The organism is Paenibacillus sp. SER-28, from assembly GCF_052906305.1.
Genome location: NZ_JBRECM010000002.1, coordinates 312,969 through 335,942, shown reverse-complemented (window position 1 = coordinate 335,942; position 22,974 = coordinate 312,969). Strand labels below are relative to the sequence as shown.

18 protein-coding genes are annotated in these 22,974 nt (G+C 44.8%); 4 read left to right on the top strand and 14 right to left on the bottom strand.

The genetic code is table 11. From position 1 onward, the window contains the following. Positions 1-171: 171 nt before the first annotated feature. From efp to ACUYLD_RS06855, 3 genes are all read right to left on the bottom strand, one after another. Positions 172-729 carry an elongation factor P gene (gene efp / locus ACUYLD_RS06865; protein ID WP_029517249.1) on the bottom strand — a complete coding sequence of 186 codons (558 nt, stop codon included), beginning with the start codon at positions 727-729 and terminating at the stop codon, positions 172-174. Between the two features lie 33 nt (positions 730-762). Continuing rightward, positions 763-1,836 (bottom strand): M24 family metallopeptidase, encoded by a 1,074-nt coding sequence (locus ACUYLD_RS06860; RefSeq protein ID WP_061829060.1) that lies wholly within the window; start codon positions 1,834-1,836, stop codon positions 763-765. An 81-nt stretch (positions 1,837-1,917) separates the two neighbouring features. Next, complete coding sequence (locus ACUYLD_RS06855) at positions 1,918-2,499, bottom strand: YqhR family membrane protein (RefSeq protein WP_254349962.1); 582 nt, start codon at positions 2,497-2,499, stop codon at positions 1,918-1,920. Between the two features lie 271 nt (positions 2,500-2,770). Between ACUYLD_RS06855 and ACUYLD_RS06850 the strand changes: the two genes are divergently transcribed. The 3 genes from ACUYLD_RS06850 to ACUYLD_RS06840 all read left to right on the top strand — a co-directional run bounded on the left by ACUYLD_RS06850 (position 2,771) and on the right by ACUYLD_RS06840 (position 5,268). Further along, a complete protein-coding gene (locus ACUYLD_RS06850; protein ID WP_446674671.1) occupies positions 2,771-3,772 on the top strand; it encodes an ABC transporter substrate-binding protein in 1,002 nt (333 codons plus the stop codon). A 175-nt stretch (positions 3,773-3,947) separates the two neighbouring features. After that, a complete protein-coding gene (locus tag ACUYLD_RS06845) occupies positions 3,948-4,940 on the top strand; it encodes a DUF1385 domain-containing protein (protein ID WP_254325369.1) in 993 nt (330 codons plus the stop codon). A 7-nt stretch (positions 4,941-4,947) separates the two neighbouring features. Then, positions 4,948-5,268: a hypothetical protein gene (locus tag ACUYLD_RS06840; protein WP_039270926.1), complete on the top strand. Its 321-nt coding sequence runs from the start codon at positions 4,948-4,950 to the stop codon at positions 5,266-5,268. A gap of 117 nt (positions 5,269-5,385) precedes the next feature. On the opposite strand, the gene ACUYLD_RS06835 is transcribed toward ACUYLD_RS06840, so the two are convergent. From ACUYLD_RS06835 to mntR, 3 genes are all read right to left on the bottom strand, one after another. Beyond that, on the bottom strand, positions 5,386-6,375 hold the full coding sequence (locus ACUYLD_RS06835; RefSeq protein ID WP_039270925.1) for a patatin-like phospholipase family protein: 990 nt from the start codon (positions 6,373-6,375) through the stop codon (positions 5,386-5,388). A 95-nt stretch (positions 6,376-6,470) separates the two neighbouring features. Next, complete coding sequence (locus ACUYLD_RS06830) at positions 6,471-8,213, bottom strand: family 10 glycosylhydrolase (protein ID WP_446674670.1); 1,743 nt, start codon at positions 8,211-8,213, stop codon at positions 6,471-6,473. A 136-nt stretch (positions 8,214-8,349) separates the two neighbouring features. After that, positions 8,350-8,775: a transcriptional regulator MntR gene (mntR, locus tag ACUYLD_RS06825; protein ID WP_007430946.1), complete on the bottom strand. Its 426-nt coding sequence runs from the start codon at positions 8,773-8,775 to the stop codon at positions 8,350-8,352. Positions 8,776-9,026: 251 nt separating this feature from the next. Between mntR and splB the strand changes: the two genes are divergently transcribed. Beyond that, a complete protein-coding gene (gene splB, locus ACUYLD_RS06820; protein WP_446674669.1) occupies positions 9,027-10,091 on the top strand; it encodes a spore photoproduct lyase in 1,065 nt (354 codons plus the stop codon). Here splB and ACUYLD_RS06815 read toward each other — a convergent pair. The 8 genes from ACUYLD_RS06815 to adhE all read right to left on the bottom strand — a co-directional run bounded on the left by ACUYLD_RS06815 (position 10,084) and on the right by adhE (position 22,890). Beyond that, the gene (locus ACUYLD_RS06815) at positions 10,084-10,800 is read right to left on the bottom strand and encodes a cytochrome c biogenesis CcdA family protein (RefSeq protein WP_250262059.1); all 717 of its coding nucleotides are present in this window, start codon (positions 10,798-10,800) and stop codon (positions 10,084-10,086) included. The two genes, splB and ACUYLD_RS06815, sit on opposite strands and share 8 nt — an antisense overlap. Before the next feature lie 165 nt (positions 10,801-10,965). After that, on the bottom strand, positions 10,966-12,984 hold the full coding sequence (gene metG / locus ACUYLD_RS06810; RefSeq protein WP_250261062.1) for a methionine--tRNA ligase: 2,019 nt from the start codon (positions 12,982-12,984) through the stop codon (positions 10,966-10,968). A gap of 414 nt (positions 12,985-13,398) precedes the next feature. Then, on the bottom strand, positions 13,399-13,689 hold the full coding sequence (gene yidD, locus ACUYLD_RS06805) for a membrane protein insertion efficiency factor YidD (RefSeq protein WP_446674668.1): 291 nt from the start codon (positions 13,687-13,689) through the stop codon (positions 13,399-13,401). 1 nt (position 13,690) lies between these two features. Beyond that, entirely contained in the window at positions 13,691-14,182 is a 492-nt protein-coding gene (locus tag ACUYLD_RS06800; RefSeq protein WP_013310843.1) for a Fur family transcriptional regulator, read from the bottom strand. A gap of 253 nt (positions 14,183-14,435) precedes the next feature. Then, a complete protein-coding gene (locus ACUYLD_RS06795; RefSeq protein ID WP_446674667.1) occupies positions 14,436-16,658 on the bottom strand; it encodes a copper amine oxidase N-terminal domain-containing protein in 2,223 nt (740 codons plus the stop codon). A 219-nt stretch (positions 16,659-16,877) separates the two neighbouring features. Then, positions 16,878-17,636, bottom strand: coding sequence for a pyruvate formate-lyase-activating protein (gene pflA / locus ACUYLD_RS06790; RefSeq protein WP_446674666.1), 759 nt, complete (start codon positions 17,634-17,636; stop codon positions 16,878-16,880). Between the two features lie 51 nt (positions 17,637-17,687). Next, positions 17,688-19,949 (bottom strand): formate C-acetyltransferase, encoded by a 2,262-nt coding sequence (gene pflB / locus ACUYLD_RS06785; protein WP_061829055.1) that lies wholly within the window; start codon positions 19,947-19,949, stop codon positions 17,688-17,690. A gap of 328 nt (positions 19,950-20,277) precedes the next feature. After that, on the bottom strand, positions 20,278-22,890 hold the full coding sequence (gene adhE, locus ACUYLD_RS06780) for a bifunctional acetaldehyde-CoA/alcohol dehydrogenase (RefSeq protein ID WP_061829054.1): 2,613 nt from the start codon (positions 22,888-22,890) through the stop codon (positions 20,278-20,280). Positions 22,891-22,974: the final 84 nt, after the last annotated feature.

Sequence of the window (22,974 nt, the reverse complement as noted above, 5' to 3'; positions counted from 1 at the left end):
AGTATGTAACCTTGAGATGGCACCAAACGACTGAACGTGACATCCTGCGGCATAACTTTAGTTCAGTATAATACGAAAGTGCTGTGTGGAGCCAATGTTTTTTAATATTAGTGCTTATAAAAATATCCCCTGCCCTTAAAAAGGACAGAGGAAATCTAAAAGTTGCAAATTTTATGCGCGAGACATGTATTTGCCGTCACGTGTATCAATCAACAATACGTCATCTTGGTTAATGAACAAAGGAACTTGAACATTCAAACCCGTTTCCAGTTTGGCATTTTTGGTAGCACCTGTAGCCGTATTACCTTTAATGCCTGGCTCTGTTTCGATTACTTTCAGTTCCACGCTTGTAGGCAGGTTAATACCCAGAATTTCGCCGTTATAGCTGACGATATTTACATTCATGTTTTCTTTCAGGAAGTTAAGCTCCCATTTCAGTTGATCGCTGGACAATGTGAATTGATCATATGTTTCATTATCCATGAATGTATGGTCGTCTGCACTAGCGTACAGATAAGATACACCACGATTTTCGATTTGTGCCCGACCGATCGTTTCACCCGCACGGAATGTACGTTCAACGGTGTTACCGTTACGCAAGTTTTTCAACTTGGAGCGTACGAATGCTGCACCTTTACCCGGTTTTACGTGTTGGAAATCCAGCACCGTAAAAATATCTCCGTCTACCTCGACGGTCAAACCTGTTTTAAAATCATTAACGTTAATCACTAAAATACCCCTCCTACAGGACTGTTATCGTTATTAAACGACTGTAAATTCTTTGCTCGAATGTGTTAATACTTTGATGCCGCTATCTGTAATAACGATATCATCCTCGATCCGTACACCACCCAATCCAGGGACATAGATACCTGGCTCGACCGTTACCACCATACCCGGCTCCAGAATATCATCACTCGCCTTCGACAGACGTGTAGATTCATGTACTTCAAGACCCAGACCATGACCTGTACTGTGCCCGAAATTGTCTCCATAGCCATGGCTCGCAATAATATCCCGGGTCAGTGCATCCGCTTCACGGCCTGTCATGCCCGGCTTAATATGTTCGAGTGCGTGAAGCTGCGCCTTAAGTACAATATCGTAGATTTCGCGCAACTGGGGCGCCAAATCCCCTTGTGTAGCCACTGTACGTGTCAAATCGGAGCAGTAGCCATCCAGCAACGCACCAAAATCAAACGTAATCAGCTCGCCTGCTTGTACTAACTTAGCACTGGCTACGCCATGAGGCAATGCCGAACGAACCCCGGAAGCCACAATTGTGTCAAATGAAGAGGATGTAGCTCCCTGCTTGCGCATGAAGAATTCCATTTCCAGATCCAGCTCACGCTCGCTGACACCTGGCTTGATGTAAGGTAAAATGTGTGCAAATGTAGCATCTGCCAAATCCGCTGCCCGCTGCATCACTTCCAGCTCTTCTGCATCCTTGTACACTCTTAACTTCTCCACAATGCCCGACACCGGAACCAGTGAAATAGGTGACAAATCTTCGCTATAAGCTTTATGCGTCGCAACAGTTACCGCATCTTGCTCGAAGCCTGTTTCGCTGATCTGATGGGAAGACAGCAATTCTTTCACCGTTTCCATGACCTGTGCAGCGTGCTGCACCACCGTAAAGCCTTCGGCTTGTTCGGTCGCTTGCGTCATATAGCGAAAGTCAGTCAGCAAATAGCTATGGGATTCCGTAATCAGCACATAACCCGCCGAACCTGTGAAGCCTGTCAAATATCGACGATTGACAGGGCTAGTAATTAGCATAGCCCGCAGATTATGCTCGCCCAGCGCCTGCCGCAGCTTTAACACCCGGTCATTCTTCATCTTTCATTCCGCTCCCCTCTGTCAAATAACCAAATGCTATTTTAACACAGGGAATAGGCGCTTGAGAAGTTTTTGTTACGTTCAGCCCTCAGCTTTCTCAGGCTCGCGCTTTCTTTCATCCGTATACTCGACAGCAACAGTATATCCGATAAATAGTCCCCACAGCATAAACACACAAATTTCCGTATATAAGGAATTCCATGTTAACCGATTAGGAGGATTCATCATCCCTAACTTAGGACCTGTTAATACAAATAAAACAACCCACCAAATCAGGCCATATACAATTCCGGGTAAAGGACCCTTAAATCTGCGCAGCAACAGAGTGTACACCAGTGAAGCTACGACGGATAATGCAATAAAAAACAGTAGCCCTACTAGGTGCCCCGCCATGGTGTTCATAAACGAATGCTTGAAAAAAGGCTCTGCGAGAAAGCCAGGCGCTACTACCGTAAAGTGCAATTTATAAAACAGCCAGCGCAGCAATCCCCAGAGCAAACCCGCAAAAAAACCCAACTCAAGTGCAAAAGGAATGAGAGGCGTATGTATTTTGCCTGACTGCTGACTGCCTCCACCACTGTCGTTATGATTACGTTGATCCTGAGATTCGCGAGACTGCTCCTGTTCATGGCCTATCTTGGGTATAGAGTAGGTTTCACTCATGTTGTTTAATCCCCTTTCAAGATGCAAACTTTTTTCATGGTAAAGACTATTGCAATCGGAAATTCATGTACTTCCAACGGATTCTGCATTCCCATTTTGCTAGGTAGTATGCTCAAAAGGAGGATCGTTTAACAATGAACCGGAATGCAGAATAATAGCAGCTTACCAGTTAAGCGTTTTGCATTGACAAAATTTCAATCCTCTATCATAATAAAATGATGAAAATGATAATCATTATCATTTTCTAAAACATATACGGGAGAATGCTTCTATGAAAAAGGGACTCATTGGCATTTTATTATTAATGGTTTTTACGCTCACTTTGGCAGGTTGCGGAGCAGCCGACAAAGCATCGGATAAAGATCAGGCACCCACGTCGGGTAGCAAACCGACTGACACAGCGACCGGTCCTGTGACGGTAAAGCATAATCGTGGTGAGATCACGCTCAGCAAGCCCGCACAGCGTGTCGTAGTACTGGAATGGACATTTACAGAGGATTTGATTGCATTGGGCGTTCAGCCAGTTGGTAATGCTGACAATGCCAACTACAAGGTGTATGTGACACCGGAGGCGGCTCTGGACAGCAATGTGGTCGATGTCGGTACTCGTAACGAGCCGAACCTGGAGGCGATTGCTGCATTGAAGCCGGATCTGATCATTTCCAATGTTGATGGGAATGAAGCTATCTATGATCAACTCAAGGCCATCGCTCCGACGATCGAATATAATCTGAACGATGGTAACGGCTACGATCATGATAAAATGGTAGAAATTTTTAATAGCATCGCAGTCGCTCTTGGAAAAGAAGACAAAGCTAAGCAGGTGCTTGCCGAACTGGATCAGCATTATGCTGAAGCCAAAGAAAAGCTCGCCGCTGCTGGCAAGTCAGATTATCATTATATACTGACACAGGCTTTCACTTCGCAAAATGCGGCCAGCCTCCGTATGTTTTCGGATAATTCAGTCGTCGTGGCAACACTGGCGAAGATCGGTATGATTAATGATTGGAAACCGAGCAAAGTTGAACAGTATGGCTTTTCAACTGTAGGCATTGAAGCTCTGTCTGCCGTTCAGGATAGCAACTTTATCTATATTGTGCAGCCGGACGATAATGTTTTCGGTGCACCCATGAAAAATAATTCGGTTTGGAACGGTCTAAATTTCGTTAAAGAAAAACGTACCTATTCACTGAGCGGTACGACATGGACGTTTGGCGGCCCTCTCTCTTCAAAAGGACTGGTTGACCAGGTTGTCGGGGCGATTACGCAATAGGTTGTTCCCAAATATTCATTCGGTTTTATAATGATTAGCATTTATGTGAGCAGTCTGACGCTCCATAAATGCTTTTTTTATAAGCCTGTGGTTACACCAGTTTCATCTAACTAGATATTCCCTTCCAAATTCGATACAATATACAAAAAAGCATGTATTAAGAGAGGTGAGACGGTTGTCACAAGCATCCAAGCCTGTGAGCTACGGCGGTCAGGCAGTCATTGAAGGTGTCATGTTCGGCGGCAAGCGTGTCAATGTCACGGCAGTTCGCCGCAAAACTGGCGAAATCACATATTTGGAAGTACCACGCAAGGAGCAATCCTGGGTATCCAAATTCCGCAGAATTCCTTTATTGCGGGGGATTGTAAGCATCATCGACTCCAGCGCCAAAGGTACCAAGCATTTAAACTATTCAGCCGATGCGTATGCTGATGATGAAGTAGATCCGGAAGAACGCGCTGAGCAAAAGAAAAAAGAAGAATCTCGCTGGAGTCTGAGTATGATGATCGGTGTAGCGGCAGTCGGGATTATCTCCTTTTTGTTCGGCAAAATTGTGTTAACCCTCGTTCCGGTTGTTGTAGAAGACTTCCTGTTCGACGGCTTGTTTCACAGTCAAATTTTGCATAACCTCGCCGAAGGAGCTATTAAGCTGATTCTGTTACTGGCTTATTTATGGGGTATTTCCCAAACTCCGTTAATTAAACGATTGTTTCAATATCACGGTGCAGAGCATAAAGTAATTACTGCATTCGAAGCTGGGGAAGAACTAACTCCGGCCAATGTACAAAAATACAGTCGTCTACATTACCGCTGTGGTAGTAGCTTTATTATGCTGACTGTGATCATCGGGGTGCTTGTCTATTCCTTATTTACCTACGATAGTCTGTGGGAACGTATGGGGCAACGGCTTTTACTACTTCCGATCGTACTGGGGCTTTCTTTTGAATTCCTCAAGCTAACCAATGCCCTTCGTGAAATTCCGGTACTTCGTTATTTAGGTTACCCCGGTCTGTGGCTGCAACTACTTACCACCAAAGAACCGACTGATGATCAAGTGGAGGTATCTATTGCCTCATTTAAGCGTATGCTTGAATTGGATGCTGAGTTGGAAAATGTACCTGTAAAGGAGACCTTCAACAGTCCGGTCCTTGATCCTGTGAAAGGATGAGTGAATAATGAACAGACATGCCGTTATTTTCTGGCTTACCCTTGCTTTGGGTGCATATGGGATTGTGGATATGCTATGGAGAGGAAGCTGGGGCTTTCTCATAAGTTTACTAATTCCCGTCCTTGTTTTTGCAGTTATATTTCTGCTATACAAATACCTGCCAGGACAACGTAGCCGTACTCCCAAAATCAAACCCTCTGTGCGTACCATGGCCAAAACAGCCAACGCACGTAAGCAGCAAACTACAGGCAAGCGCAAAGCGTATCCTTTTCATGTGATTGAGGGTTCCAAGGGAAAAAATGAAGAAGAACAACCTAAATATCATTAATGATAATCATCCTTTAAAATGTAGCACATAGGAGCCATCACCCGCGTATTCAAATATGACCGGGAAGAGGCTCCTTTTTTACACCCTTTTAAATTAACTTTAACTGCGAGTTAGTGTTTATTTCATAGCGTACATGGTATCCTTCATCAATTGATACTTGCTATACTGCTGCTGGTAAGAAGTAATGCTCCATTTGTGGAAAAAAGCATCCCCAGCCTGCACACCGGAAGCATACAACAAATCACTTTGCTCTGTAGAAATGTTAAATTGTGCAGTGCGTATACCCAATGTTGGAATCTTAATTGTCCGATACCGATTCTCCTGCTCAATATATCGCTCATCGTGTGCTGATAGCATGGTATCAAAAATAGCCTGCAGCATGGTCAATGGACCCCGTATATAAGAAACTTTGGTCTCCGTACCCGTTTTGCCCACCATTTGAAACCCTACCGTTGGAATCGTTTTGGCCTCACGTTCATTTACAGGCTCATCAAAAAGCCACAAAGGCAAATTGCTTAGTAAAGCCCCATCAACTACAAATACAAATTGCTGAGAAAAAGTCTTTCCCTTGGCAAGTGCAGAATCAAGCCTTAACATAACAGGATCAAAAAAATAAGGGATACTTGTGCTCATCCGAATGGCTTTAGCTACCTCCAGTGAAGAGGGATTGATACCAAAACGTTTGATATCCTCAGGAAGCACCAGAATGCGTCCATTCGTAATATCTGATGCAATAATGCGCAATTTGCCAGGAGGTAAATCCGCGAACGTACGCACTCCCTTAGCTCGTAACAGCTCACGTACCCAGTGCTCCAGTGCCTCCCCTGAGTAGAGCCCTTTTTTAAGAAAGATACGAGCTGCTGGTCCAACCCACTTAATATTGAACACTGGAGAACGTCGTAACAACTTGACCAAGGGGGTTTTCTCAATTACGGCTTTCATTTCATCCGCAGAGTATCCCGCCGCCAATAAAGCAGCTACAATAGAACCTGATGATGTACCTGCCAAACGATTGAATACAATTCCATGCTCCTCTGCAGCCTTAACTGCACCCGCCAGCGAAATTCCCTTAACCCCTCCACCCTGGAACACAGCATTGATCAGCATAGATCAAAAAACCTCCGTTCTCTTGGGAGTAAGCAGTTCTACTGCTTATGTATGAGAACGGAGGCCCAAATAGAACCTATATGATCCAATTTATATCACATTTGATAATAATTTTGAAGAAGCTGAATGAGTCCGTATGGATTTTTACGCAAATGCTGTGCACTAAAGTAAATATCGCCTCTGACCTGTTTATAATCTTCGTTCAGTTCAAGCTGCTTAATTAGCTCTTGAGCCGTTTGCCAGCCCTTTTCAGGGGTGCCGATCTTATACGGAGAATGACCGATATACAGCTTAACATCTGTGTTTTTGACCTCATTGGACCACCATGCGACAAGCTTGTCATATCCCGCCGCCGGGAAACCGATACTCCAGTAAATTTGTGGAGCTACATAATCAATCCATTCTTTGTTAATCCAGGTTCTTACATCCGCAAACGTCGTATCGTACGCTGTAACGCCTGCCTTCGTGTCTGAACCCGTTAAATCCTGAGATTTGTTACGCCATACCCCAAAAGGACTAATTCCAAATTGAACTTTAGACTTGCTGCCATGAATACTTTTGCCCAAATCGCGGACAAAACTGTTCACATTATCTCTCCGCCAGTCGCCCTTGTTAGAGATTTTGTTGGCATTATATGCTTTGAAGGTCGCATCATCATCAAAAGTCCCGCTGTAAGGATAAAAATAATCGTCCAAATGGACGCCGTCAATATCATATCCGTTCACGACCTCCATAATCGCCGCAATAACATGCTGACGTGCAGCCGGAATTCCTGGATTGATGTACAATTGGCTACCATTCTTAACAATCCAGTCCGGGTGTTGATTAGCCACATGGTTTGCAGCCAAACCGCTGGTTGTTCCTGTGGAATTCGCACGGAATGGATTAAACCAAGCATGAAATTCCATCCCTCGCTTATGCGATTCGCTAATCATAAATTTCAAGGGATCATAGCCTGGATTTTTACCTTGGGTGTTGGTCAAATACTTGCTCCATGGTACGAGACTCGACGGATAGAGCGCATCACCGCTGGCACGAACCTGAACAAATACCGCATTGATGCCCATCCCCTGCAAATCATCGAGCATTTTAGTAAACTCCTGCTTTTGCTTCTCGGAGCTACTTCGGGCAGCGGAAGAAGGCCAATCTCCATTAATGGTAGAAATCCATGCTCCACGCATGGAAGTTGAAGCCTTTACCTGAACAACAGTTGCCTGTGAAGAACTTGAACCGTTCTCACTAGTAGACGTTGACGGTGAAGTGACAACCGCCTGCTCATCATCGATAGCTCCCTGATCTGTACTTACACTGTCCTGATTGCTAGATGCAGACGTATCTGATATGGAGCCGCTGCTTCCCGCAGAAGTGTCCCCGCCAGTAGAGACACCTTCCTTACCACTGCTTAACGTAATGACTCGCTCTGAAGCTTGCCAATCTACTTTTAATCCCAACTCTTCCCCAACAAAACGCAGTGGCACCATGACTCTCCCGCTTGTCATACGGGCAGAGGCATCCAGTCGAACTGACTTGCCATTCACTGTAGCGCTTTGTGCACCGTTCTCCATAGATATATTTTTGTTCTGTGCTGTAATCGTTACCGTACCGGACGATTCCGACCAGTTGACCTGAGCGCCCAATCCCTCACTAATCACTCGCAAAGGAACCATCGTAACATTGGCTCCCTGTACAATATACGGTGACGCGTCACTTTGCAGGGACTGTCCGTCCAATATAATTTCAATATCACCAGTTGGAGCTGCTTGAACTCCAGGAACGATGGCAGTCTGCACTGCTAAGAGTAGACCTGCAGCCAACGCCACTATTTTCTTTCGATTCATATTATTACAATCCTCCGCTAACCCTGTTAATTTTAACCCCTATCTTGTCCTGCTATATAATGGATAGACGCTAATAACCGGATATTTGTTGCGGTCGGGACAAATAAAAAAGCATCGTCCGTAAGGACAGATGCTTTTAGGAATCTCCACTCAATTCCTTGTGTATGTCATGAAGCTGGCGCAAGCGATCTTCATCCCGGCGAAAATATTCGACCAATGTTTCGATACGGGTGATGGAATCCCAGCTGAGATGATGCTCAATACCTTCCACATCTTTATATATCAGGTCCTTGTCAACCCCAATCATATCCAGAAATTGCTCTAATAACTGATGGCGATCAACCAACCGTTTGCCGACCTTTTTCCCTTTCGGTGTCAAAATCAGTCCCCGATACTTCTCATATACAAGATAATCGTCCTTATCCAACTTCTGAATCATTTTGGTGACAGACGAAGGATGCACCTCTAACCCCTCTGCGATATCCGAGACACGAGCATAGCCCTTCTCATCAATCAGTTGGTAAATGCGTTCCAAATAATCTTCCATGCTTGGCGTTGGCACTTGTTTCCCTCTTTTCTGTTATTGAACGGGCGCTTACCGCCTTCATTTCCTGCGTTAAACCTACTATGTAATGATACATGTTATCATTGCCCATTGGCAAGTCTCATCCCTTCACTCACAGCTATTGCCACGATTTGTTCAATTTAAGCCGGGCACACTAATATCGTCGTCCTGTATCGTTTATTTCTGCGGCAAAATGTTAAAGTTGGACACCAGAGCACTGTGGATTTATTTCGAAAGGAGCGTTAGCCATGTCTACGCTTGAGCGTACTCCTGTCCAAACCAGAGGAACCAAGCCATTTTTGCCTGACCTGGTGTTTTTTGAGCCAGACGCACTGAATTATCCCAAGGGCCAGCGTATTATGGATTGGGTTAAAGCCAAGGATATTCCGTATCGGATGACTACCTCTCACAACCGAATTACCAATTTACCAGGTGAAACTGAAGTTGAAAAGTACCGAATGGCAAAAAAAACTTTGGTAGTCGGTATCCGTAAAACGTTGACTTTTGACCAATCCAAGCCCTCTGCCGAATACGCTATCCCCATTTCGACTGGTTGCATGGGGCACTGTCACTACTGTTATTTACAAACAACCTTGGGAGCAAAACCGTATATTCGTGTATATGTCAACACTGACGATATCTTATCAGCAGCTAAAGCTTATATCGAGGAGCGTGCGCCTGAAATTACCCGTTTTGAAGCAGCTTGTACCTCCGATCCGGTTGGTTTGGAGCATATCACCGGAACGCTTGGAGACTTGATTCGTTTCATGGCAGATGAGGAATTTGGTCGTCTGCGTTTTGTTACTAAATATCATCATGTTGATCCATTGCTGGATATTAAACATAATGGTCATACTCGCATCCGCTTTAGCATTAATTCCGATTATGTAATTAAACAGTTTGAACCTGCAACTTCACGCTTCGAGGAACGTATTGAAGCCGCGGGCAAAATCGCACGAGCCGGTTATCCACTGGGGTTCATCATTGCACCCATCATCTGGTATGACGGCTGGGAAGAAGGCTACGGCGAGTTGCTGCGCAAATTGGGAGAAACCTTACCCGAGCATGCTACAAAAGATTTGACGTTCGAATTAATTCAGCATCGCTTCACCAAAACATCCAAAGCTGTCATCGAGAAACGTTATCCGAAAACCAAGCTGGAGATGGACAAAGAGAAACGCAAGAAAAAATGGGGCCGCTGGGGACAAAACAAATATGTTTATCCCGATGAACAGCAAAATGCACTACGAGAGTTTATCACAGAGCGCATTTTTGAACATTTCCCTTTAAGTCGTATTGAATATTTCACATAACTAGCATCCAATCTGGGGTAATCCGTTGTAAAAATAGCGTTACATCAGTCATATGATCCGTTACCAGTAAAATGCCAGTGATAACAAGTAGTATGCCACCTGTTTTGATTAGGATGGAGGTATAGCGAGAGGATAGTCGAACAGAGCCTGCCAGCAAAGCTAATACAAAAAATGGAATTGCAAAGCCAAGCGCATAGCCTGTAATCAGCTTGAACCAAATGTGATGCTCTACTGCCGCCAAAGCGATAATAGCTGTTAGCATGGGACCGATACAGGGCGACCAGCCTGCCGCAAACCCAATTCCGATCACAAAGGAACCGGCGTACCCGGCAGGTTTCCATGTCCAGCGAAGCTTATGCTCCCTCATTAGAATCAAAGGACGCACCACACCAAGAGATACCAGTCCCATTAGTAAAATAAGTAACCCTGCTACCACTCTTAGCGTATCCCCATAATTGGCAAACCATTCTCCAAGCAACCCGACACTTGCACCCAGTGAATAGAAAACGACCGAAAAGCCCAATACAAAAGCAAGTGTATGTCCCATCGTACGATAACGAACCTCGGCCTTGTGCCTTCCTTCAGCCAGTTCACGCGCAGACATCCCTGTCATATACGATAAATAAGATGGATACAGCGGTAAACAACACGGTGAAAAAAAAGAAACCAGTCCGGCTACGATCGCCAACCCGGCGTTGATATTTGTCATCATATACCCTCCCACCTGTCTTAAGTGAACACGAACAAACAAGCCCTGCCTACTAAAACATACGTGTAGCGGGAGCAAAATATGATGCAAGCCAAAAAGCGCATGCCCAGGAAGAATGATTCCCGGACATACGCTCGTTACGTTCTTTTATTTTTATATAGCGTACTACTTTACAACTGCACCATTCGGCATACCTTCCGGTACGGTGGCCAGCGTAAGCTGATCTCCATGTGATGCTGCCAAAATCATACCTTGCGACAGCTCTCCCCGAAGTTTTACTGGCTTCAGATTGGTCACACAGATCACCTTGCGTCCAATGATATCTTCAGGCGTATAAAACTTCGCAATCCCTGATACAACTTGCCGCTGCTCATAACCAAGATCAAGTTGGAGCTTCAACAGTTTATCGGCCTTCTTCACAGGCTCGCAGGCGACGACCTGAGCAACGCGCAGTTCTACCTTGGCAAAATCCTCAATGCCAATCTCTTCCTTTGCCTCCGGGGCTTCCTGGCTCGCCTCAGATGCATTTTGCGGTTGAACTTGTGCAGTAGCTTCTTCCGGTTTCTTCCCCCCGGTCATTGCTTCCACGATAAAAGCAACCTCTTGCTCTGAATCCAGACGTGGGAAGATCGGATTACCTTTGACCAGCTGCGTTCCTTCCGGAATACGACCAAACTCCTTGCCGCTATCCCATGTAGTCAGCTCACCTTGGCTAATACCGAGCTGTTCCCAAATTTTATGAGGAGCACGGGTTAAGAATGGCTGGAGTAAGATGGAAGCGATGCGCAAGCTTTCTACCAAATGCAACATAACAGATGACAATTCGCGACGTTTTCCCTCATCCTTAGCCAAGTTCCATGGTTGCGTCTCGTCAATATACTTGTTGCTGCGGCTAATAAATTGGCTAATCGCCGTTAATGCCACGGAAAACTCCATGTTTTCCATAGCTTCTTCTACTTTGCTATAAGTCGATGTTGCCATGTCTTCCAAAGCTCCGTCGAATGCTGTTACATTCGCTTCATAAGCCGGAACCTTGCCATCAAGATATTTATCTACCATCGCCACGGTACGATTCAATAAGTTGCCCAGATCATTTGCCAAATCCGAATTAACTCGATCTACAAAACTTTCTGGTGTAAATGTTCCGTCTGCCCCAAAAGGCACCTCGCGCAGTAAGTAGTAACGAAGTTGGTCCAGACCATAACGGTCAATCAATGTCACCGGGTCTACAACATTGCCTTTTGATTTCGACATTTTACCGTCTTTCATGAGCAGCCAACCATGTGCAAATACTTTTTTAGGCAACGGAAGATCCAGCGCCATCAGCATGATCGGCCAATATATCGTGTGGAACCTTACAATCTCTTTACCTACGATATGCACATTTGCAGGCCAGAATTTATCATACAACTCGGTATTGGAGGAGCCATAACCCAAGGCTGTGATGTAGTTGGAAAGTGCGTCAATCCACACATACACAACATGCTTCGGATCCCCCTTCACCTTAATGCCCCAATCGAAGGTAGTACGTGATACAGCCAAATCCTCCAGACCCGGCTTGATGAAGTTATTGATCATCTCTTTTTTACGTGATTCCGGCTGGATAAACTGTGGGTTCTCTTCATAAAATTGCAGCAACCGATCAGCATACTTGCTCATACGGAAAAAGTAACACTCTTCCTTGACCAGTTCTACAGGGTGTCCACTATCCGGGCTTTTTCCTCCAGCCACATTGCCTTCGGCGTCCTTCACCACGTCAACCAGCTGAGTTTCTGTGTAGTACGTCTCGTCAGGGATGCTGTACCAGCCTTCGTATTCTCCCTTGTAAATATCGCCTTGCTTCAGCAAACGATCAAAAATTTCCTGTACGACAGCCTTATGACGTTCCTCCGTAGTACGGATAAAATCGTCATTGGAAATGTCGAGCTTCCGCCACAGTTCTTGAATACCTGCCACAATATCATCTACGAAACGTTGCGGCGTTTTGCCTGCTGCACTCGCTTTCTGCTCAATCTTCTGACCATGCTCATCCGTTCCTGTCAAATAGCGCACTTCATAACCACGTAGCCGCTTGTAACGGGCCATTGCATCTCCCGCAACCGTCGTGTAAGCATGACCTATATGTAGCTTGTCGCTCGGATAATAGATCGGTGTCGTAATGTAAAATGTGTTCTCATTGGACATGTGTGTTGCCTCCTGTTTTGTTCACGGCAGCTCGATAAGATCTGCTGACATGATGGTACTCCAATTCATGAATTTGGCACAAATTGGGCACAAAAAAGACCCCCGCCCCTATGGGACGAGAGTCACCTCACGCGTTACCACCCAATTTTCCTGTATCCTCGCAGACTACAGGCTTCACCGGTCACATCTGACCGCCCATTAACGCTGGAACACGCCTCCCCCTTACGCTTGCCTCCCAAGCACTAATAACTGTGGCAAATACGCTCGAAAAAGGTTCCTCCAGGACCATATTCAGGCTTCGCTCCAGACCGGTTTGCAGCTAGCCCCGGCTCTCTGTACTAGGCGGTTTACCCTACTCATCCCTTCGCAGGAAAACAATATTAACCAAAATATAACCAAATCCGCATAGCGCTGTCAAGTCAGACCCTTCTTGGAGTGGGTAGCCAAACGATCTTCGCTAGACCTATCTGTTCCCTTTTTTGCAGGAGGGACCAAATCTACGCCGCCCGGATGAAAGGGATGGCACTTGGCTATACGCTTCGCAGTAAGCCATGAACCTTTGAGCGCACCATGCACCTCTACCGCCTCCAACGCGTACGCCGAACACGTTGGATAGAACCGGCAGGTAGCCGGCTTTAACGGTGAAATATAGGAACGATAAAACTTAATCGGAGCCTGTGCCACTCTGCGTGTGGTGATTTTCATTTCAGTAGCCCCCGTGGCTGTGAGTGTGACTGCTCGTCTGTCTGAATCCCCCATCCGAATTACTATCAGTATGCCCATTCTTCTGTTGACAATCTTTGCAATAACCAAAAATTTCAAACTTGTGCTCGACGATTTGGAATTGATCCGTTGTATCTGTCATTTGCATTGGACAAAAAGAAATCGGTAATGTTTTCTGACAGCTCAAGCAAATCATATGGTGATGGTGATGATGCTCATTACAGCTCACCTTAAACTTCATTCCATCCTCAAAAGATACCTGTTCCAACACACCCAATTCCTGCATTACACGCAGATTACGATAAACCGTATCAAAGCTAAGTCCACTGTACTTCTTACCCATATATTCATAAACGTCTTTGGGGGACAGATACCCTTCATTCTCGGAAAATAACGTGGCCAACGTCTTGCGCTGATCTGTAATACGCAGCCCCTGAGCGGACATTGTTGCAATAATCTCATCCTTTGTCAGCATGCGTTTCACCCTCCCCTGTCTGTAGTTTCAGGTTTTCTGATGCAGGCTTAGGCTTGCATCTATTTATTATACCACGATTAAAGTCAATATTATAAGAGATATTCGTATCTATACATAAGAAAAAGACGCTCTCCGGCGCTACGATTAAATTCGCAGCAGGAGAACGCCTATATTCTGCAAGTGACATCGACTTTTAAACGGTGAATGACGAGACTCAAGGTCTAAGCCGGTAAACAGCACCGGTTATTTCATATTAATTTTTAATAGCTGGCAAAGGCATAACTACTACGGAAACCGGCAAGTTACTTCCTGCAGCAGCAGTGAAATACATCTCTACACTTTCCTCGATATGCCCTGTGCGATACAGCACACTCATCTCATTTGGAGCCCATACTGCGCCGTTCGTCGGGATACCCACAACCTGATTGTTTACCATCGCATAGCCGGAATATTCGCCTCCACGCGGGTTGAACGTAATCAGTGAATACGGCGCTACATGATCCAATTTAACTTTATATACAACACCAAAATTACCGGCATTGGAAGCAGAAGAGCCGTCCAGACCGTCCGTACCAATCAGGTTCGGATCTACCTTATTATCACCAAGAACGATACGTTGAGCTGTTTTACCAACCTCTTCGGTATAATTGAGCGAGATATCTGCATTAGCGTATGTTCCACGGTTATGAATACCGTCCTTAGGCAGTTTAGCTAGAGTAGGCAACACGGTTAACGGATCTACATTTGCATCTAACACAATAACCGTGTATTGAATCGGTTGATCCGTATACAAATCAGATAACAAAGATATGACTTGTTTTTGCTTGATTTTTTGTGCATTCAAATCCTCTAAAATAATGCGGCTTTCGCCAGGATTTAGAACTGAGCTAGAACGCTTGCTTCCATCCTGCATGGATTGAAAATATCGTTGAATTGAGACTTTACCCGCAGCCGTGGCAAATTCAGATGGTCCAGCAAAACCAGAATTTTCGACATTCATGTTGGCAGGAGTAATATTGTTGTTAGTTGCAATCACGTACATTTTCACATCTCGACCCGTTTCATTCACATGATGGACGAGTATGCGCGTGCTGCCTGATCCGGTTTCCTGATACACAATTCCGTCCTGGAATACACGTTCCGGGCTGTTAGCACGGATCAAAAGACGCGGAGAAGATGTACTAGTCAAAGGAATGGTAGCCATGGTAGGCACCTGACTGCCGTCTACTGTATATTTATCACCATATGGTGTGAAGATTTTATTGAAATCATCTTCGTTGTACAGCAATTCATTCGTAATTTTAATTGTTTCACTTTTGGTACCTGTTGCGCCGTGTTTATCAGTCACGGTGAGTGTGATTGTTACATCACCTGGTTGGAAGAAGGCAAGTTTCTTATTCTCCCAATCACGCTTAGTGATTGCATTCTCATCATCTGTACTCAGGTCGGTAATGGTGATTTTCTCACCCATTTTGTACTCTTTTTTATCAGTTGTAAACAGAGCCACTGGCGGCTGATTTGGTGGTCTTACTGTAATTGTAACTGAGTAAGGATCACTCCAGTTCCCAGCAGAGTCAAGAACAGAATAGGTAACTACATATGTACCCGGCTCCTGAAATACGTCCTGCTTACCTTCCCAACGTTGGTTCACAATCGGAAGACCTGTAGGAGAAGATTCCTTCGTCAAATACGTAACTTGGGTTTCGCCCGCATAGATATCTTTTTGTTGAACCGTGAAGGAAGCTTTAGGTTTCTGATTCAAATCCATGATAACTTGTTTAGTCGTATTATTCACAGTATAAGGAATATTTAAGGCCTGTGTAATCGAGGTCAATGGCACCATAAATACGTTCTTTTGCTGAAAAGCCGGTCCCTTCATTTGTCTGGCTTCACCGTTAACCGTATAAACCTTGCTGTCTGTTTTGAAGCGCATGACATTTGTTCCTTGTGTGATTACGGTTTCTTTGGTGGCAGTGTCATAACTAAACTGCAATCCGACACGGCTGACAAGTGAACGGATAGCTACATAGGAAACTCCGTCCTTCACGGTCATCGGCTGAGTTGCTGTGTACACCTGTCCGTTTTGTTCCATTTTCGCGCTGTTTAAGTACAAAATCAATTGATTAGCACCCATGGATGTTGGAGCTCCACCAGGATTGGTGATCGTTCCGTCTCCACCGTATACATCATTGGAAACGTTCGATCCGTTGGTTGTATCCGTAGGCAGGCCAGTCAATGGATCATTGGATACGCCTGTGTTATTAGGTGTCACCGTGTCATTTCGTGTGCTAGTTCCATCTTGATCTCCGATGCTATTCTGAACGCCTGAATCAGCAACATTGGCCTGAGCCTGCTGTGCGCTAACCGAATCGGTGGATTGAACGGTTGTTGATGCTGCTTCTGCTCCTACAGGGGCTACTGCGGCCACCTGAGCTACCGCAAGGGCGGTGAGCATGGTCCATTTCTTGAAATTCATTGTCTGTCTCCTTCTATCACCAAATTATTATCATTCCCGTAAAAAGTCATACTATTAGACGCGTCAGTTGTTAAAAAGTTTCTGGAAATTTTGCTGATCATGAAAAAAAGGGAACTTTCTCCTGTGACTGCAAAAAATTCAACAACAAAAAACCGCCGCCCATCTGACCTGATGTGGCGGCGGCTTCATTACTAGGAAATAGCTTTTGAGCCATTTACATTATGATGGACGACAGACAGTATTCTTTCCTGCAGTCTCCAGACGACCCTCTTCAATGAGTCGATATGCACGTTGAACTTCTTCATCTGTAGGAGATGGAACTCCCTCCAACGGATACTCCTTACCAAGCATTTCCCATTTGTAAACACCCATTTGATGGTAAGGTAAAATTTCGAATTTTTCGACTCCGTTCAACGTTCCGATAAACCGTCCCAAATTCAATAAATCTTGCTCGTCATCATGAATACCCGGTACAAATACGTGTCTAATCCACATTTTGCGCCCTTGCTCAGACAACCAGCGAGCCGTACTCAGCATACGGTCGTTAGACTTGCCTGTAAGCTTAATATGCTTGTCATTGTCAATATGCTTAATATCCAGTAGCACCAAGTCTGTTACGTCCAGCAGTTCATGGATACGGCCCGCGTCATTAAATCCGTTACTGTCCAGTGTCGTGTGCAAATTCCACCGACGTTTCACTTCTTTGAACAGCTCTGCGACAAAATGAGCTTGCAGCGTCGGTTCTCCACCGGATACGGTCAATCCGCCTCCTGAAGAACGGTAATAGGCTAAATACGGCTCAATCTCAGCCAATACCTCCTCCAACGTCATCGGATTACCTTCATTCAAGGCCCAAGTGTCCGGGTTATGGCAATATTGACATTTCAACAAGCATCCTTGCATAAAGAGCACGAAGCGGATGCCGGGACCATCGACGGTCCCGAAGGTTTCCAATGAGTGTATGTGACCTTTCAACATGTTGCATCATCCTTCCCGCATCCGCTATGCGTGCGTCATTGTAATACTTATTTACATTGTACCGTGGAAAGTACGGTTAATAACATCCAATTGTTGTTCACGAGTCAGCTTGATAAAGTTAACGGCATAGCCGGAAACACGAATCGTAAGCTGTGGATAGTTTTCTGGGTGCTCCATTGCATCCAACAGTTGTTCGCGAGCAAACACATTGACATTCAGATGATGTGCGTGGCTTCCAAAGTAGCCATCCATCATCGAAACAAGGTTTGTTTTGCGTGTTTCTTCTTCTTTACCCAGTGCTTTAGGCACGATGGAGAAGGTGTTCGAGATACCATCCAGACTGTGTTCATAAGGCAATTTGGCTACGGAACTCAGAGATGCCAAAGCACCTTTTTTATCACGGCCGTGCATTGGGTTTGCCCCTGGTGCAAACGGTTCGCCTGCTTTACGTCCATCCGGTGTTGTACCTGTTTTCTTACCGTACACCACGTTGGAAGTAATAGTCAGTACAGATTGAGTAGGAACCGCATTACGATAAGCTTTATGCTTGCGAATCATGCTCATGAAGCTTTCTACCAGTTCCACAGCGATGTTATCTACACGGTCATCGTTGTTACCGTAGCAAGGGTATTCGCCTTCAATTTCAAAGTCAACAGCAATCCCTTTTTCGTTACGGATTGGTTTAACTTTTGCAAATTTAATGGCACTCAAGGAGTCGGTAGCAACTGACAGACCCGCAATACCACAAGCCATGGTACGGAGAATATCACGATCATGCAACGCCATTTCAATGCGTTCGTAGCTATATTTATCATGCATGTAGTGAATAACATTCAAAGTGTTCATGTACAGTTTTGCCAACCATTCCATCATAGGTTTGAAGCGGCTCAACACTTCTTCATAATCCAGAACTTCACCTGTAATGGCTGGGAATTCAGGCCCTACTTGGACGCCAGATTTTTCATCTTTACCACCGTTAATTGCATACAGCAGAGCTTTAGCCAAGTTGGCACGAGCACCAAAGAATTGCATTTGCTTACCGATTTTCATTGCCGATACACAACAAGCAATACCATAATCGTCTCCATAAATTGGACGCATCAGATCGTCATTTTCGTACTGAATGGAGCTAGTTTCAATAGAAACTTTCGCACAATACTTTTTGAAGCCTTCAGGCAATTTTTCCGACCACAGTACAGTCAGGTTCGGCTCCGGTGCAGGTCCCAGATTGTAGAGGGTGTGCAGGAAACGGAAGCTGTTTTTAGTTACCCGAGTTTCTCCAGTTACGGACATACCACCAATGGACTCAGTAACCCAAGTTGGATCTCCACTGAACAGTTCATTATAGTCAGGTGTGCGCAAGAACTTAACAATACGCAATTTCATAACAAAATGATCGACCAGTTCTTGAGCTTGTTCTTCTGTCATTGTACCCTCTTCCATATCACGTTGAGAGTAAATATCAAGGAAGGAAGATACACGTCCTAAGGACATTGCTGCACCATTTTGTTCTTTGATTGCTGCAAGATATCCAAAATATACCCATTGGAAAGCTTCTTTCGCATTGTTAGCAGGTTTGGAAATATCAAAACCGTGCTCAGCAGCCATTTGTTTCAGTTCATTCAAAGCACGAATTTGTTCGGAAATTTCCTCACGAAGACGAATTACGTCTTCTTCCATGGAATCAACTTCAAGGCTTTTCAGTTGCAGCTTTTTATCTTGGATCAAGAAGGCTACACCATACAAAGCTACACGACGATAGTCACCGATAATACGACCACGACCGTATGCATCTGGCAGACCAGTAATGATACCAGCTTTACGGGCTGCTCTCATTTCATCTGTATAAGCGTCAAATACACCTTGGTTGTGAGTTTTACGAATATGAGTGAAGATATCAATGATACTTTCTGGTACTTCAAAACCATAGGCTTTACAAGCGTCGATCATCATCCGAATTCCACCAAACGGCTGCAAAGAGCGTTTGAATGGAGCATCTGTTTGTACACCGACAATTTGCTCTTTATCCCGGTCTAGATAACCCGGTTTATGTGAAATAATAGTGGATGGCGTATTCACGTCTACATCAAGCACGCCGCCGTTTGCCAACTCTTTTTTAGTAAGATCGGATACAATATCCCACAATGCAGTTGTGTTGGCGGTAGGACCAACCAAAAATTCTTCATTGCCAACATAAGGTAAGATATTAGTTTCAATAAAATCGTTGACGTTGACTTCTTTAGTCCATTTGCCTTTTTTAAAACCTCTCCAGCCAGATTGTTGCTCTTGTAATTCTCTCTCAATCACCGACATGTAAATCCCTCCAAATTGTTTGGTCTTCCGGACTTGTGATTTTTTTCACGATAAAGCTATTTCTTGAGCCCGGCCTTTTCACCGATGCCTTACGCTCAGTGTCGGGACCTTTCTTACACCCTTATTGTAGAATAATGATAGAGTGTAGTATGTGACAAAAATCACAATATGAGTGATTTTTGTCACTTTATTTTCCCTAGCTTCACGCCTATATCCTTAGCCTTGCCGTTCACCTCCCTTCCCAAACCAACAGGCCCTCTATATAGAGAGCCTGCATCGGTATTGAACGAGAAAATGCTTTTTCACAAGCCTCTTCGTACCTATTATATTATTGGTCAAAACGTCCGTAGAAGGCATTGCGATAGACATCAGCCAACTCAGTAACCAGTGGCAACTTCGGATTCGCAGTTGTACATTGATCTTCAAATGCGCGGTCAGCCAGATAGTCTACACGTGATTCGAAATCCTTCGCATCGAAACCGATTTGTTGGAACGATTCCTCGATACCAAGTGTTTTGTTCATTTTACGGATCGCTTCGATCAAGCTGTTAACCCCTTCTTCGGTGGTGCGTGCAGGCAGTCCCAGTATGCGCGCGATTTCTGCATAACGCTCATCCGCAACAAAGTGCGAATATTTAGGGAACGAAGCAAATTTTGTCGGTTTTTTCGCATTATAGCGAATGACGTGCGGCAATAAAATGGCATTCGTGCGGCCATGCGCTGTATGGTATTGTCCACCCCATTTATGTGCAAGACTGTGGTTAATGCCCAAGAATGCATTAGCAAATGCCATACCAGCAAGTGTAGAAGCATTATGCATTTTTTCACGAGCCAGCTTATCACCAGTCAGAGCCGATTGTTCTAGGTATTGGAATACCAATTGAATGGCTTTAATTGCCAGACCATCTGTGTAGTCATTAGCCATTACGGACACGTAAGCCTCGATAGCATGTGTCAGAACATCCATACCTGTGTCCGCTACAGCTGTTTTAGGTAGCGAATATACAAACACTGGGTCAATAATTGCCACATCAGGAGTCAACTCATAGTCAGCCAGTGGGTACTTCGTGTCGCCCAGGTTTTTGTCCGTAATTACTGCGAACGATGTAACTTCGGAACCTGTACCCGAGGTTGTAGGGATAGCTACAAATTGTGCTTTTTGGCCCAGACGTGGGTACTTGTAAATCCGTTTACGGATATCCATGAATTTTTGTTTTAAATTATTGAAATCAGTATCTGGATATTCATAGAACATCCACATGCCTTTAGCCGCATCCATTGGGGAACCGCCGCCCAGTGCGATGATGCAATCCGGTTGGAAACGTCTCATCATTTCAGTACCACGTTCTACTGTAACTGTCGATGGATCTGGCTCTACTTCAGAGAACACTTCGATAGCTACTGGTGTTTGGCGTTGATGCAGATAATGAATAACACGATCTACATATCCAAGTTGTACCATCATAGGGTCTGTGATAATGGCTACACGTGTGATATCAGGCATTTTAGCAAGATACTGTGTCGAGTTTTTCTCAAAATAGATTTTGGAAGGTACTTTGAACCATTGCATATTCACCGTCCGTTTCGCCACCCTTTTCACATTAATCAAATTGACTGCCGATACGTTCGACGAAGTCGAGTTACGACCATACGAACCGCAACCGAGTGTCAACGAAGGAAGGTTGGTGTTGTAAATGTCGCCAATCGCACCATGTGTGGAAGGTGCATTTACAATGATACGTCCTGTTTGCAGACGGTTTGCGAAGCGAGCGATAACGTCCTCATCGTTCGAATGAATAGCGGACGAGTGGCCCATGCCCCCGAATTCCACGACTTCAGCAGCACGTTGAATACCTTGTTCCGCATTTTTTACTTTATAGCAAGCCAATACAGGACTCAATTTTTCCGCAGACAATGGGAATTTTGTTCCTACCCCTTCAATCTCAGCGACCAAAATTTTAGTTCCTGCTGGTACTGTAATACCACTCATTTCAGCAATTTTCACAGCAGACTGCCCGACGATAGCTGGGTTCACTGCACATTTCTCGACATTCATAGCTCCTTGAGTGAGCTTAGCTGCTTCTTCTTTATTTACAAAATAGCAGCCGTTAGCAATCATCAATTTTTTCACTTGTTCGAAGATTGGCTCTTCGATAATAACCGCTTGCTCGGAAGCACAAATCATACCGTTGTCGAAAGATTTAGAGAGGATGAGATCGTTCACAGCCTGCTTGATGTCTGCTGTTTTTTCAATAAAGCAAGGCACGTTACCTGGGCCTACACCCAGAGCAGGTTTACCGCAGCTATATGCCGCCTTAACCATGCCTGATCCACCAGTTGCCAAAATCAGCGCCACATCAGGGTGGTTCATCAGTACATTGGTCTTATCCATCGAAGGTGCTTCAATCCATTGAATACAATCAGCTGGAGCACCATGTTTAACAGCTGCTTCGAGCAAGACGCGGGCTGCTTCCGCACTACACGATTGAGCAGATGGATGGAAACCGAAAATGATTGGGTTACGTGTTTTAATGGCAATCAGCGCTTTGAACATCGTAGTCGAAGTCGGGTTTGTCACTGGAGTGATCCCCATGATAATGCCGACTGGCTCTGCTATCTTTTGAAAACTGTCAAAATCATTGTCCTCAATGACACCGACGGTTTTTTCATTTTTGATACTATGATAGACATATTCTGTTGCAAACATGTTTTTGGTGATTTTGTCCTCGTACACACCGCGTCCTGTTTCTTCAACAGCCATCTTCGCCAGGTACATGTGTTTATCCATCCCTGCGAGTGCCATAGCTTGTACGATTTCGTCAATCTGTTCCTGATTCATACTCATGAAAGCTTGCTGTGCCCGGTTCCCCCGGTCAATCAGCGTTTGAATATACTGCTCTGCGCTTTGCTCTTTTTGGATAACCTCGTTTTTAACAGCCATTTCCCTCATCCTCCTGTTATCTCGTGTACTATCTCTTGTTCACGCACTGATCGTAACACAGCTTTTCAAGATATATTGTGATTT